10 protein-coding genes are annotated in these 13,659 nt (G+C 58.7%); 3 read left to right on the forward strand and 7 right to left on the reverse strand.

The window, feature by feature from the left end; genetic code table 11:
• Nucleotides 1-526: 526 nt before the first annotated feature.
• The 6 genes from ntrC to glnA form a co-directional block, all read right to left on the reverse strand.
• On the reverse strand, nt 527-1,963 hold the full coding sequence (ntrC, locus tag AC3IT9_RS01690; protein ID WP_046040882.1) for a nitrogen regulation protein NR(I): 1,437 nt from the start codon (nt 1,961-1,963) through the stop codon (nt 527-529).
• Entirely contained in the window at nt 1,960-3,045 is a 1,086-nt protein-coding gene (gene glnL, locus AC3IT9_RS01695; protein ID WP_057712404.1) for a nitrogen regulation protein NR(II), read from the reverse strand. The genes ntrC and glnL overlap by 4 nt, the downstream gene beginning before the upstream one ends.
• A 228-nt stretch (nt 3,046-3,273) precedes the next feature.
• The gene (locus AC3IT9_RS01700; protein ID WP_489271819.1) at nt 3,274-3,894 is read right to left on the reverse strand and encodes a DUF4124 domain-containing protein; all 621 of its coding nucleotides are present in this window, start codon (nt 3,892-3,894) and stop codon (nt 3,274-3,276) included.
• On the reverse strand, nt 3,891-4,406 hold the full coding sequence (locus AC3IT9_RS01705; protein ID WP_489271820.1) for a DUF4124 domain-containing protein: 516 nt from the start codon (nt 4,404-4,406) through the stop codon (nt 3,891-3,893). The genes AC3IT9_RS01700 and AC3IT9_RS01705 overlap by 4 nt, the downstream gene beginning before the upstream one ends.
• A gap of 25 nt (nt 4,407-4,431) precedes the next feature.
• Nucleotides 4,432-4,854: a cupin domain-containing protein gene (locus AC3IT9_RS01710; RefSeq protein WP_150726634.1), complete on the reverse strand. Its 423-nt coding sequence runs from the start codon at nt 4,852-4,854 to the stop codon at nt 4,432-4,434.
• Nucleotides 4,855-5,032: 178 nt separating this feature from the next.
• Nucleotides 5,033-6,439, reverse strand: coding sequence for a type I glutamate--ammonia ligase (gene glnA / locus AC3IT9_RS01715; protein ID WP_008002929.1), 1,407 nt, complete (start codon nt 6,437-6,439; stop codon nt 5,033-5,035).
• A 328-nt stretch (nt 6,440-6,767) separates the two neighbouring features.
• Between glnA and thiI the strand changes: the two genes are divergently transcribed.
• Both thiI and typA read left to right on the forward strand, forming a co-directional pair.
• A complete protein-coding gene (gene thiI, locus AC3IT9_RS01720) occupies nt 6,768-8,222 on the forward strand; it encodes a tRNA uracil 4-sulfurtransferase ThiI (protein WP_489271822.1) in 1,455 nt (484 codons plus the stop codon).
• Between the two features lie 139 nt (nt 8,223-8,361).
• Nucleotides 8,362-10,182: a translational GTPase TypA gene (gene typA / locus AC3IT9_RS01725; RefSeq protein WP_046041316.1), complete on the forward strand. Its 1,821-nt coding sequence runs from the start codon at nt 8,362-8,364 to the stop codon at nt 10,180-10,182.
• A gap of 220 nt (nt 10,183-10,402) precedes the next feature.
• Here typA and AC3IT9_RS01730 read toward each other — a convergent pair whose 3' ends face one another.
• Nucleotides 10,403-10,840 carry a YkgJ family cysteine cluster protein gene (locus AC3IT9_RS01730; protein ID WP_489271823.1) on the reverse strand — a complete coding sequence of 146 codons (438 nt, stop codon included), beginning with the start codon at nt 10,838-10,840 and terminating at the stop codon, nt 10,403-10,405.
• Nucleotides 10,841-11,096: 256 nt separating this feature from the next.
• Here AC3IT9_RS01730 and AC3IT9_RS01735 point away from each other — a divergent pair, with 256 nt between their 5' ends.
• On the forward strand, nt 11,097-13,547 hold the full coding sequence (locus tag AC3IT9_RS01735) for a glycogen/starch/alpha-glucan phosphorylase (RefSeq protein ID WP_489271825.1): 2,451 nt from the start codon (nt 11,097-11,099) through the stop codon (nt 13,545-13,547).
• The last annotated feature ends 112 nt before the right edge of the window (nt 13,548-13,659 follow it).

A 13,659-nucleotide genomic window follows, 5' to 3' on the forward strand; every position in this document is an offset into this window, starting at 1 on the left:
AGGTTCCCGAAACGGGAGGCTCGTCGCGAGTGCGGTGTGAGCCTGGTGTAAAGAGGGAACCCCTGACCTGCCTGTATCAAGGGCCCCAAAACGGCTGGGCTCGTCGCGGGTGCGGTGTGAGCCGATGTAAAGAGGGGAATCCCCGGCCTGCCTGTACCAAGGTCCCCGAAACCGGGTAAGTGAACTGATTCACTTGAAAGGGTTATTGCAGGGGGCGTGCCAGGTTTTAACAGTTTGGAACAAAAAATCGCTTTGATGCGCTGAAAGCCCTGGGATTCGGGGGTTTCGTGTTCTTTCGAAAGGGATTCGATTGCGAAAGCAGGCGGGGATTCGAAGCTGTTTTTGTGCGCGATTGCGGTTCACGGTGCATTCAGTCGGTGCATTGATGGCTCTAAAAGCATCGCGAGCAGGCTCGCTCCCACAGGGTTCAATGGTGTCTACACGATAGTGAGAACACCGAAAATCCACTGTGGGAGCGAGCCTGCTCGCGATTGGATGTAACTGACAGCGAAGTACTAAAGGCTGTTTAGCCCTCATCCCCCTCATCATCATCCCCGCCATCAACCTTCATCCCCAATTCCTTGATCTTGCGGGTCAGGGTATTACGTCCCCAGCCCAGCAAGACGGCGGCATCGCGGCGGCGACCGGCGGTGTGTTTGAGGGCGGTCTCGATCATGATCCGCTCGAAGGCCGGCACGGCGCTGTCGAGCAGGCTCGACTGACCACGGGCCAGCGCCTGGTCAGCCCACTGACGCAGGGCCTGTTCCCAGTTGGTAACCGGTGCCGAGTCCTGCGGCAGGCTCAGCAGCTCCGGCGGCAGGTCGCCGATGTGAACTTCGCGACCCGAAGCCATCACCGTGATCCAGCGGCAGGTGTTCTCCAGCTGACGCACGTTGCCGGGCCACGGCAAGTTCTTCAGGTATTCCTCGGTTTCGCTTTTCAGCAGCTTCGGCTCGACTGCCAGCTCCTGGGCGGCGCGGCCGAGGAAGTGCTTGGCCAGGGTCGGGATGTCTTCGCGACGGTCCGACAGGCGCGGGATATGGATGCGGATCACGTTGAGGCGATGGAACAAGTCCTCACGGAATTTCCCGGCGTGCACCAGGGTTTCCAGATTCTGGTGAGTCGCGGCGATGATGCGCACATCGACCTTCACCGGCACATGGCCGCCGACGCGGTAGAACTCGCCATCGGCCAGTACCCGCAGCAAGCGGGTCTGGGTGTCGGCTGGCATGTCACCGATTTCATCGAGGAACAGTGTCCCGCCATCCGCCTGTTCGAAGCGCCCGCGTCGCAGGTTGGCCGCGCCGGTAAATGCGCCTTTTTCATGGCCGAACAGTTCGGATTCCATCAGGTCTTTGGGGATCGCCGCCATGTTCAACGCAATAAACGGCGAAGCGGCGCGCGGGCTGTGGCGATGCAGCGCGTGGGCCACCAGTTCTTTACCGGTACCCGATTCACCATTGATCAGCACGGTGATGTTGGAGTGGCTCAAGCGTCCGATGGCGCGAAACACTTCCTGCATCGCCGGCGCTTCGCCGATGATTTCCGGGGTGCGGGTCAGGGTCGGGGCAACTTCCAGGCCTTGTTGTTCCTGGGCGTGCTGGTTGGCGCGCTTGACCAGGGAAACCGCTTCGTCGACATCGAACGGTTTGGGCAGGTACTCGAAGGCGCCGCCCTGATAGGACGCGACAGCGCTGTCCAGATCGGAATGAGCGGTCATGATGATCACTGGCAGCCGTGGGTGCTGTTCGCGAATCCGCGCCAGAAGCTCCAGGCCGCTGGCGCCGGGCATGCGGATGTCGGAAATGATCACGTCCGGTTGCTGGCGCGCCAGACGGCTCATCACGCCATCGGCGCTGTCGAAGCTTTGCGTGGTCATGCCTTCCTGTTGCAAGGCTTTTTCCAGGACCCAACGGATAGAACGGTCGTCATCGACGATCCACACGGTTTCACTACGGCTCATGTCGATGTGGCTCCTTGTTCCAGTGGCAGAAAGATCGAGAAGGTGGTGTGGCCGGGGTGGCTGTCACATTCGATCAGGCCCTGGTGCTGGCTGATGATGTTCTGGGTAATGGCCAGGCCCAGCCCGGTACCGTCCGGACGACCGCTGACCATGGGGAAGAATATGGTTTCCTGAAGTTCTGCAGGGATGCCCGGACCGTTGTCGATGATCTCGATCTTGGTCACCAGGCGATGGCGCACGTGGCCGATGGTGAACTGGCGCATGGCGCGGGTGCGCAGGCTGATGCGGCCCAGGCGCAGTTCGTTCTGGCTGCTGATGGCCTGCATGGCGTTGCGCACGATGTTCAGGACAGCCTGAATCATTTGTTCGCGATCGATCAGGACGTCGGGGATGCTTGGATCGTAGTCGCGCACCAAGGTGATGCAGCCCTGGCTTTCGGCCTCCACCAGATGGCACACACGCTCAAGCACTTCGTGGACATTGCACATGGCCAGCGACGGCAGCTTGTTGGAGCCGAGCATGCGATCGACCAGATTACGCAGGCGGTCGGCTTCTTCGATGATGACGTTGGTGTAGTCGCGCAGGCTTTCTTCCGGCAGCTCCCGGGCGAGCAATTGTGCCGCGCCGCGAATCCCGCCCAAGGGGTTCTTGATTTCATGGGCAAGGCCGCGCACCAGCATCTTGCTGGTTTCCTGTTTCGATAGCTGTGCTTCTTCCTTGGTGATCCGCAGCAGGCGGTCACGGGGGTGGACCTCGAGCAGCAGCATTGTGTCGCCATTGCTCAGAATCGGCGTTACCGCGTAGTCGACGGTCAGGGTCTGGCCGGTGAGGGCGGTGAGCATGGCCTCGCGCTTGGTGAACGGATGCGCCTGTTCGACGGCCTGGCGCAACGAGTTCAGCGCCTCGGTCGATTCGGTAAACAACTCACTGATGAATTGCCCATGGCTGCGCTGGCCGCTGATGGCCAGCAGCATCTCCGCCGCCGGGTTCATGTACTCGAGGCGCAGTTCGGCGTCGAGCAGGATGGTGGCAGTGGTGAGGTTGTCGAGTAGCAAACGGTGGAGTGCGTCGCTAATGGTCATCTGGACCTCTTTTAGGGCAGAGCATGCGCAAAAAAAACGCTGGTACGGGCAAAATGCAAAAACCAAACCAAGGCTCCGAAAAGAAGCGTTCAGCGCCTGAAACAGGCGTTTGACGCTCGTTTGCGTGGCGTTCTGCCAGCCTCTGCGGGTACTTTCGAACCAAAATGGGTTGGAATGTGAGTACGGTGCAAGCAATTGCACCAATATAGTGCGCAAAGCTGAGTGAGGTTAGAAAAGTCGCAGGAAAGGATTTTTTTCTTCGCCGGGTTTGTCGCTGAGCGGGCATTCCGGCCGCTGGCCGTAGTCTTCGAGAGTGCAGGGTTTGATCCTGCGCTTCTGGGCGAGAGACGTGCGCTGCATGTGGAAAGGTTGGCTGGCGGTGCGTTCGACGATGCGCCCCTGTTCGTCGAGGATTTCCACGGACAGGGTATGGCTGCCGCGATCGATGTTGCTCAAAGCGAACACCGGGCTCAGGCCGGGTTCGGCGGTGGGCTGACCGTCGAGCAGCAATCGGTAGCGGTGACCGGGTTGCAGGGCGGGTTCGTTGGTGGCGCTGACGATGACTTCTCCGGTGTTGCTGCGGATGGTTGCGTCGGGTTCCGGGATCAGGATGCGCAGCACCTCATAGTGGAACAGCGCTTGTACTTCAGGGCTGCTCTGGGCAAGCAGCGGCGCTGCACTGGTGGGGTTGGCCGCTATTCGATTGCTCGTTGTCAGCGGTACACGCTTGGCGTTGCCGGATTTTGGCTGGTCGGTGAAAACCCGATTGCCTTGGGCGTCGACATACATGAAGACCTCTGCCGACACGGGCAGGGCGATCAGGCTGGCGATCAGTAGCCAGGCCTTCAAGGCTTGTGCACCCGCTGTACGGTGAATGTCACAGCGGGACTCTGCTGCACAACGTTTTCACCATCGATCACTTGCACGGCGAGGCGGTGTTCGCCGCGATCGATGTTCACCAGTTGCAGGGTCGGCACGTTGCCTGGCTGGCCGTAGGGCTGACCGTCCAGCAGCAGGCGCAGCAGGTGGAGACCTTGCAGGCGCGGCTTGATCAGTACGTTTATCGTGAAGGTGCCATTGTTGGCGCGTAACGCTTCTGTTGTGGGCAGGCCGGTGAGTTCCAGTTTTTCGTACGCACCGTGGATTGGCTCGGCGTCATTACCTGCCTGAGGTTGTGCAGGAGCGCTGGGCGGTTGGCGTTCGATGCTGTTGAGCGGCGGCAAATCAACCGCCCGGACTTCAACACCAGCGGGCGGTTGATTGCTGTAGGCGGTATTACCGGCGGCATCGGTGTATTTGTAGATTTTGGCCATCACGGGAAAATTGAAGGACAGCAGTAGAAGTAATAACAGTGGCCGCATTCGGACTCCCTGTGTGAAGCAAAGACTACTCCGCCAATGGAATACCCTCGCTCCCAGCATAGAACACAACAAGTTCTACCGGTTCATCGCCGGTGACGCCGCGATGAGTGATATTGACCATTTCGGCCAGCGCTTCGCCTTGTTTGATGCGCCGGGTCTGGCCGCTGTTCCTGTCTTCGACGGTTAGCTCGCCAGAGAGGATGTAAGCCGCGTTGGGAATCGGATGGGTGTGCCAGGGGAGTTTGCTATTGGCAGGGATCGTGAGTTTGAGCACTGTCAGCTCGGGCGCGGCATCCGGGTAGCGAACGTAAGGTGTGCTATCCCACGACTTGCTGCTTTGAAGCAGGATTTCCCGTTTGATTTCTGTCGATGGGGGTTTTGTGGTGCAGCCCAGAAGGGCGAGGGCGGTGAGAGCGGCCAGTAGCGTCTTGAGTGGGAAGGTTTTCATCATTCCATCCGTTGATTGCAGGTAGTGAACAGGCTACGAGTCATTCAAGTTGGTTGATGCCGGACGATGCTGTGTGTGCCCGAGGAGATGTCGAGTTTCATTGTCGGAAGTTGCCCACAAAAAAGGCCTCCCGAAGGAGGCCTCTTTTTGTCACGCCGTGTGTTGCGGCGCTACCGGATCAGCAGCTGTAGTACAGCTCGTATTCCAGTGGGTGTACGAAGGTACGTACCTTGATTTCTTCTTCGCTTTTCAGGGCGATGTAAGCGTCGATGAAGTCGTCGCTGAAAACGCCGCCTTTGGTCAGGAACGCACGACCTTTGTCCAGCTCTTCCAGGGCTTCTTTCAGGCTGCCGCAAACTTGTGGGATCTCTTTGGCCTCTTCAGGCGGCAGGTCGTACAGGTTTTTGTCAGCGGCATCGCCAGGGTGGATCTTGTTCTGGATGCCATCCAGGCCAGCCATCAGCAGTGCGGCGAAGCACAGGTACGGGTTGGCAGCCGGATCCGGGAAGCGTGCTTCGATACGGCGGGCTTTCGGGCTCGACACGTAAGGAATACGGATCGAAGCGGAGCGGTTGCGAGCCGAGTAGGCCAGCATCACTGGAGCTTCGAAGCCTGGAACCAGACGCTTGTAGGAGTTGGTCGCCGGGTTGGTGAAGCCGTTCAGGGCCTTACCGTGCTTGATGATGCCGCCGATGAAGTACAGGGCGGTGTCGGACAGGCCGGCATAACCTTCGCCTGCGAAGGTGTTCTTGCCATCTTTCCAGATGGACATGTGAACGTGCATGCCCGAACCGTTGTCGCCGTACAGTGGCTTCGGCATGAAGGTCGCGGTGCGGCCGTAAGCGTCAGCAACGTTGTGTACAACGTACTTCAGGGTTTGGGTTTCGTCGGCTTTCTTCACCAGGGTGTTGAACTTGACGCCGATTTCGTTCTGGCCGGCAGTCGCCACTTCGTGGTGGTGAACTTCGACGGTCAGGCCCATTTCTTCCAGTGCGTTGCACATGGAGGTACGGATTTCGTGGTCGTGGTCGAACGGTGGAACCGGGAAGTACCCACCTTTGACGCCTGGACGGTGGCCTTTGTTGCCGCCTTCGATGTCCTGGTCGGACATCCACGAACCTTGTTCAGAGTAGATCTTGAACATGGAACCGGAAATGTCGGACTTGAACTTGACCTGGTCGAAGATGAAGAACTCTGGCTCTGGACCGGCGTATACGGTGTCACCGATAGCGGTGGCTTTCAGGTGCTCTTCGGCGCGCTTGGCGATCGCACGTGGGTCGCGGTCGTAGCCTTGCATGCTCGAAGGCTCGATGATGTCGCAGACCAAGATCAGGGTCGGTTCTTCGGTGAACGGATCCAGGACAGCGGTGGAGTCGTCCGGCATCAGGATCATGTCGGAGGCTTCGATGCCTTTCCAGCCAGCGATGGAGGAACCGTCGAACATTTTGCCGACTTCGAAGAAGTCGTCATCCAGCGCATCGCGAGCCGGCATGGTCACGTGGTGCTGAGTGCCTTTGGTGTCCGTGAAGCGCAGATCAATCCACTTGACGTCATGATCTTTGATGAGTTGAACCGACTTCGACATAGTGTCCTCCGGGTGGCTTCGGGCTAGTAATGGATGCCCTTAAATGTGGGTGATGCCGGCGCGAATACTCTGCCAAGGCAACCTGCCTCACAAGGGAGCAAATTGCATGCCAGTGCCCCAGCATGGGTTTTTTGCCCCAATTTCACGCCTGTCAGGCGGAAAAGTACCTTAAAGCGGAAAATCCCGCCCTACAATGTGGCGTTCATTTCAATAAATGACCTGTTTTGGTGCGCGCAAAACCTTCTGCACATTAACTGGTTAAACCTTGAGCAATTTCCGCTATAATCCGCGCCCCCCTTTTTCGGCAGGCCATGCGCGCGCTGTTTCCATGAAATTAATCGTAAAAGTCTTCCCCGAGATCACCATCAAGAGCCGCCCGGTACGGATGCGTTTCATCCGTCAATTGGCCAAGAACATCCGTGCCGTGCTCCGCGATCTGGACCCGGCCGTGGTGGTGAACGGCGTGTGGGACAACCTCGAGCTGGAAACCCGCGTCAGCGACCCCAAGGCCTTGAAGGAGATGGGCGAGCGCCTGAGTTGCATGCCGGGCATCGCGCATTTCCTGCAGATCGATGAGTACCCGCTGGGCGATTTCGACGACATCGTTGAAAAGTGCAAGCAGCACTACGGTGATGCACTGGCCGGCAAGATCTTCTCGGTGCGTTGCAAGCGTGCCGGCAAGCACCCATTTAGCTCCATCGATATCGAAAAATATGTCGGCAGCCAGTTGCGCCGTCAGTGTGGTGCCGCCGGGATCGACCTGAAAAAGCCGGAAATCGAAGTCCGGATCGAAGTTCGCGACCAACGGTTGTTCGTGATCCACAGCCAGCACAACGGCATCGGCGGATATCCGCTGGGCGCGCTGGAGCAGACCCTGGTGCTGATGTCCGGCGGCTTCGATTCCACCGTAGCGGCCTACCAGATCATGCGCCGCGGCCTGATGGCGCATTTCTGCTTCTTCAATCTGGGCGGACGTGCCCACGAACTGGGCGTCATGGAAGTCGCGCATTTCATCTGGAAGAAGTACGGCAGCTCCCAACGCGTGCTATTTGTCAGTGTGCCGTTCGAAGAAGTGCTGGGCGAAATTCTCGGCAAAGTCGATAACAGTCATATGGGCGTAGTATTGAAGCGTATGATGTTGCGCGCTTCGTCCCAAATTGCCGATCGACTGCACATCGACGCACTGGTCACCGGTGAGGCGATCTCCCAGGTGTCGAGCCAGACGTTGCCGAACCTGTCAGTGATCGACTGCGTGACCGAAAAGCTGGTACTGCGCCCGCTGATCGCCAGCCACAAGCAGGACATCATCGACCTGGCCAACGAAATCGGTACCGCCGATTTCGCCCGGCACATGCCGGAATACTGCGGCGTCATCTCGGTCAATCCGAAGACTGCGGCCAAGCGCTATCGCGTCGAGCATGAAGAGAAAGAATTCGATATGGCGGTACTCGAGCGTGCGCTCGAAAACGCCAAGCTGGTGCCGATCGATCGCGTGATCGATGAATTGGGCCAGGACTTGCAGATTGAAGAAGTCAGCGAAGCGCTGGCCGGTCAGATCGTCATCGACATCCGTCACCCGGATGCCGCTGAAGACGACCCGCTGGAACTCGCTGGCATCGAGGTACAAACGATGCCGTTTTATGCAGTGAACGCTCGTTTCAAGGAACTGGACCCTACTCGCCAGTACCTGCTGTATTGCGACAAAGGCGTGATGAGTCGCCTGCATGCCCACCATTTGCTCAGTGAGGGGCATGCCAATGTGCGCGTTTATCGACCGAGCTAAGTGCCCGGGGCTGTTTGCCTGTGGCCTGCGTCACCGGCCCCCCGATGCCACCGTCAAGCTGTAACGGCTTTCACGGACGCTACTGTTAATCGCTGCCAAGACTTGTCAGCACACCGAATCCTCTGATCGAGATACACAAGTGATCGAAAATCTACGCAACATCGCCATCATTGCCCACGTTGACCATGGTAAGACCACCCTGGTAGACAAACTCCTGCGTCAATCCGGCACCCTGGAGCGCAACGAGCTCAACGACGAGCGCGTGATGGACTCCAACGACCAGGAAAAAGAGCGCGGTATTACCATTCTGGCGAAAAACACCGCCATCAACTGGAACGGCTACCACATCAACATCGTGGACACCCCGGGCCACGCCGACTTCGGCGGCGAAGTTGAACGCGTAATGTCGATGGTCGACTCCGTTCTGCTGCTGGTTGACGCTCAAGACGGCCCTATGCCGCAAACCCGTTTCGTGACCAAGAAGGCTTTCGAAGCCGGCCTGCGTCCAATCGTGGTCATCAACAAGGTTGACCGTCCAGGCGCGCGTCCGGACTGGGTTCTGGACCAGATCTTCGACCTGTTCGATAACCTGGGTGCCACCGAAGAACAGCTGGACTTCAAAGTCGTCTACGCCTCGGCCCTGAACGGTATTGCCGGTCTGGACCACACCGAAATGGCTGAAGACATGACCCCGCTGTACCAGTCGATCGTCGACAACGTACCAGCGCCGAAAGTCGACCGTGACGGTCCGTTCCAGATGCAGATCTCCGCACTGGACTACAACAGCTTCCTGGGTGTGATCGGCGTTGGCCGTATCGCTCGTGGTCGCGTCAAGCCGAACACTCCGGTCGTGGCTATCGACGCTGACGGCAAGAAGCGCAACGGTCGTATCCTGAAGCTGATGGGTCACCACGGCCTGCACCGCATTGACGTTGAAGAAGCTTTGGCTGGCGACATCGTCTGCATCAGTGGCTTCGACCAGCTGTTCATCTCCGACACCCTGTGCGACCCACTGAACGTCGAAGCGATGAAGCCGCTGACCGTTGACGAACCAACCGTTTCCATGACCTTCCAGGTAAACGACTCGCCTTTCTGCGGTAAAGAAGGCAAGTTCGTGACCAGCCGTAACATCAAGGAACGTCTGGACAAGGAGCTGCTGTTCAACGTTGCTCTGCGCGTTGAAGAAGGCGACACCGCCGACAAGTTCAAAGTCTCCGGTCGTGGTGAGCTGCACCTCTCGGTACTGATCGAAACCATGCGTCGCGAAGGCTTCGAAATGGGTGTTGGTCGTCCGGAAGTGATCATCCGTATGGTTGATGGCGTCAAGCACGAACCGTACGAAAATGTGACCATCGACCTGCCGGAAGAATCCCAGGGCGCGATCATGGAACAGATCGGTATCCGTAAAGGCGACCTGACCAACATGGTTCCGGATGGCAAGGGCCGTGTGCGCCTTGAGTACAACATCCCGGCCCGTGGTCTGATCGGTTTCCGTAACGAGTTCCTGACCCTGACCTCCGGTGCAGGCATCCTGACCTCGATCTTCGACCGTTACGACACCATGAAGTCCGGTGACATGTCCGGCCGTCAGAACGGCGTGCTGGTATCGGTTGCTACCGGTAAGGCACTGACCTACTCGCTGGAAACCCTGCAGTCGCGTGGCAAGCTGTTCATCGAACACGGCCAGGACATCTATGAAGGTCAAATCGTTGGTCTGAACAGCCGCGACAACGACCTGGGTGTTAACCCAACCAAAGGCAAGAAGCTCGACAACATGCGTGCTTCGGGTAAAGACGAAACCATCGCTCTGGTTCCGCCTGTACGCTTCACTCTGGAGCAAGCTCTGGAATTCGTACAAGAAGACGAGCTGTGTGAAGTCACGCCTAAGTCCATCCGTCTTCGCAAGAAGATCCTGGGCGAAAGCGAGCGTACCCGCGCTGCCAAGAAGTCCGGTAACTAAGTCATTTAGTTAGCTGACAAAAAAACGCCCCCGACCGCAAGGCCGGGGGCGTTTTTGTTTGTCTGGGGTTTGTGTGGCGCTTGTACTGGCCTCATCGCGAGCAAGCTCGCTCCCACAGTGTTCGAGGTGAACCACAAATTGTGTGAACACCACAGAACCCCTGTGGGAGCGAGCTTGCTCGCGATGGCGGCCGATCAGCCGCCACTGGTTTCAGGAAATATCAGAACCGCTCGATACTCCGCGAACTCCGCTCGCGCTCCACTTCCTTGGGCTTGTACGCGCAATACCCCGGCCGCGGGCCGATTTTCGGGTGATTGCGGCAGGTATCCGGGCGTTTTTCATAAATAGTGCACAGACGGCTCTTACGATCCAGGTAGTAGCAATCGTTGTTGCTCATGCGCTGGAGGGTAAAGATTCCAGACTTCTGGTTGAAACGTTCGACCAGGCCTTCCTTTTGCAGACGCTTGGCGATGTTCTTCGGCGGATCGCCCAGCTCGAACTCATCGACCACACCGATGCGGATCAGATCCTTGATCTTGACTTCGACGGGCAGGGTGCAGCAGCTGGACATGCACGAGCCGCACATCGGGGCAGAGTACTTGGCCCAGGTATCGAGGCGGTCGATCTCTGCGGCAGCGATCAGGTTCGGCTTCATCATCGTTTGTTACCAGCGTGTGCATCAGGGCGCGCGATCATACCGGGACTGGTGGATTTTTGAACAACCTTTCGCCAGATTTTTTCACGGGCGGCGCAAACAACCGGAAAATAGGCACGAGCCCTGCATTGATTCAGGCACAAGACAACGCAATGTCGATCCAGCTCGCATTCAAAGGAAAAACTGCCGAACCAGAGCCTCTACCGCCTGTCAGACCGTCTAGGCTCAGACAACTCCAAGCTCGCTCGAGGTCCTATCGATGACTCAAGAACCACTTGTTCGCGAAGCAGAGGTGGCCGCATTCCGCGACGCCGTCTTGACCAAACTCACTTATGCAGTGGGTAAAGACCCGGATCACGCCTTCGACCACGACTGGTTCGAAGCCATTGCCCTGGCCGCGCGGGATCACATGGTCGAGCACTGGATGGACCACACGCGGCAGATCTACCGCAAAGGCCAGAAGCGCGTTTATTACCTCTCCCTGGAGTTCCTCATCGGCCGGCTGCTCTACGACAGCCTGAGCAACCTCGGCCTGCTCGACGTGGCCCGCGAAGCCCTGACCGAACTCGGCGTCGACCTTGAGCGCATCCGCCTGCTGGAGCCCGATGCGGCGCTGGGTAACGGGGGCCTCGGACGTCTGGCGGCGTGTTTCATGGAAAGCATGTCGACCCTCGGCATCGCCGGTCATGGCTACGGTATTCGTTACGAACACGGCTTGTTCCGCCAGGCCATCGTCGATGGCTGGCAGCAGGAGCAGACCGAACACTGGCTGGATTTCGGCAACCCATGGGAGTTCGAGCGCCCGGAAGTGGCTTACACCATCGGTTTCGGCGGCGGTGTCGAGACCCTGACCGACGACACCGGCAAAACCAGACAAGTCTGGTCCCCGGCGGAAACCGTACGCGCCATTGCGTATGACACGCCGGTGGTCGGTTGGCGCGGGGCAAGCGTCAACACGCTGCGTTTGTGGCGCGCCCGGGCCATGGAAGATCTGCATCTGGAGCGTTTCAACGCTGGCGACCACCTGGGCGCCGTGGCCGAAGTGGCCCGGGCCGAAAGCATCTCCCGGGTGCTGTACCCGGCGGACAGCACCGAGGCCGGCCAGGAATTGCGCCTGCGCCAGGAGTATTTCTTCGTCGCCGCCTCGTTGCAGGATCTGCTGCGCCGCCATCGCAACATGCACACCTCGGTGCTGACCCTGGGCGATCACGCTTCGATCCAGCTCAACGACACCCACCCCTCGATTGCCGTGGCTGAACTGATGCGGCAGCTGGTCGACGTCTATGACGTGGCGTGGGATGCGGCGTGGCAGGTCACCGTCGATACGCTGTCCTACACCAACCACACATTGCTCCCCGAAGCGCTGGAAACCTGGCCGGTCGGTTTGATGGAGCGCATGTTGCCGCGGCACATGCAGATCATTTACCTGATCAACGCCCATCACATTGACTCGCTGCGGGCCAAAGGTATTCACGACTTCGACGTGTTGCGCGCGGTGTCGTTGATCGAGGAAGACAACGGTCGTCGGGTGCGCATGGGCAACCTGGCGTTTCTCGGTTCCCACAGCATCAACGGTGTGTCCGGGTTGCACACGCAACTGATGCGCCAAACAGTATTCTCCGAACTGCACAAGCTCTACCCGGAGCGGATCAACAACAAAACCAACGGCATCACCTTCCGCCGCTGGCTGTATCAGGCCAACCCCGAGCTGACCTCGATGCTGGTCGATGCTCTCGGGCCTGAAGTACTGGATAACCCGGAATCGCGGTTGCTCGCCCTCGAACCGTTCGCCGAGAAAAGTGCATTCCGCAAGGCGTTTGCCGAGCAACGCCTGCACAGCAAGAAAGCCCTGGCGTATCTGATTCATGAGCGGCTGGGCGTGGCGGTCAACCCGGCGGCGATGTTCGACGTGCAGGTCAAGCGCATCCACGAATACAAACGCCAGTTGCTCAACCTGATGCACACCGTGGCGTTGTACCAGGCGATTCGCGCGGAACCTGAAATCGACTGGGTGCCACGGGTGAAAATCTTCGCCGGTAAGGCGGCCGCGAGTTATCACCAGGCCAAACTGATCATCAAGCTGACCAACGATATCGCCCGAGTGGTGAACAACGACCCGACCGTGCGCGGCTTGCTCAAGGTGGTGTTCCTGCCCAACTACAACGTCAGCCTGGCGGAGAGCATTATTCCGGCGGCGGATTTGTCCGAGCAGATATCCACCGCCGGGTTCGAAGCGTCAGGCACCAGCAACATGAAATTCGGCCTGAACGGCGCGCTGACCATCGGCACCCTGGACGGGGCCAACGTGGAAATGTGCGACCGCATTGGCGCCGAGCACATGTTCATCTTTGGCCTCAGCGCGCAGCAGGTGGAGGCGCGCAAGCAGAACCATGAGTTCAGCGCGGTGCCGGATATTGCCGCGTCCCATCGTCTGAACGATGTGCTGCAAGCGATTCGTGGCGGGGTGTTCTCGCCGGATGATCCGTCCCGTTATGCCGGGTTGATCGATTCGCTGGTGGACTACGACCGCTTCCTGGTCTGCGCCGACTTCGATTCCTACTGGCACGCCCAGATGCGCGTCGAAGCCCATTGGCACGATTCGAAGGAGTGGTGGCGTTCAGCGGTGTTGAGCACTGCGCGGATGGGCTGGTTCTCGTCGGACCGGACCATTCGCGAGTACGCCACGGAAATCTGGAAGGCGCTGGAGTAAGTCTTCAGGCAGGTGGATATACTGGCGCGCCGGAAAAGATCGCAGCCTTCGGCAGCTCCTACAGGATCGCGTAGTACCGTGACTATGTAGGAGCTGCCGAAGGCTGCGATCT

Source organism: Pseudomonas sp. KH_046_1, assembly GCF_057839025.1.

Excerpts from the sequence above, each read along its gene's own strand:
- ntrC (WP_046040882.1), bottom strand. The coding sequence starts at position 1,963 with ATGAGCCGTAGTGAAACCGTGTGGATCGTCGATGACGACCGTTCTATC.
- glnL (WP_057712404.1), bottom strand. The coding sequence starts at position 3,045 with ATGACCATTAGCGACGCACTCCACCGTTTGCTACTCGACAACCTCACC.
- AC3IT9_RS01705 (WP_489271820.1), bottom strand. The coding sequence starts at position 4,406 with ATGCGGCCACTGTTATTACTTCTACTGCTGTCCTTCAATTTTCCCGTG.
- AC3IT9_RS01710 (WP_150726634.1), bottom strand. The coding sequence starts at position 4,854 with ATGAAAACCTTCCCACTCAAGACGCTACTGGCCGCTCTCACCGCCCTC.
- glnA (WP_008002929.1), bottom strand. The coding sequence starts at position 6,439 with ATGTCGAAGTCGGTTCAACTCATCAAAGATCATGACGTCAAGTGGATT.
- thiI (WP_489271822.1), top strand. The coding sequence starts at position 6,768 with ATGAAATTAATCGTAAAAGTCTTCCCCGAGATCACCATCAAGAGCCGC.
- AC3IT9_RS01730 (WP_489271823.1), bottom strand. The coding sequence starts at position 10,840 with ATGATGAAGCCGAACCTGATCGCTGCCGCAGAGATCGACCGCCTCGAT.
- AC3IT9_RS01735 (WP_489271825.1), top strand. The coding sequence starts at position 11,097 with ATGACTCAAGAACCACTTGTTCGCGAAGCAGAGGTGGCCGCATTCCGC.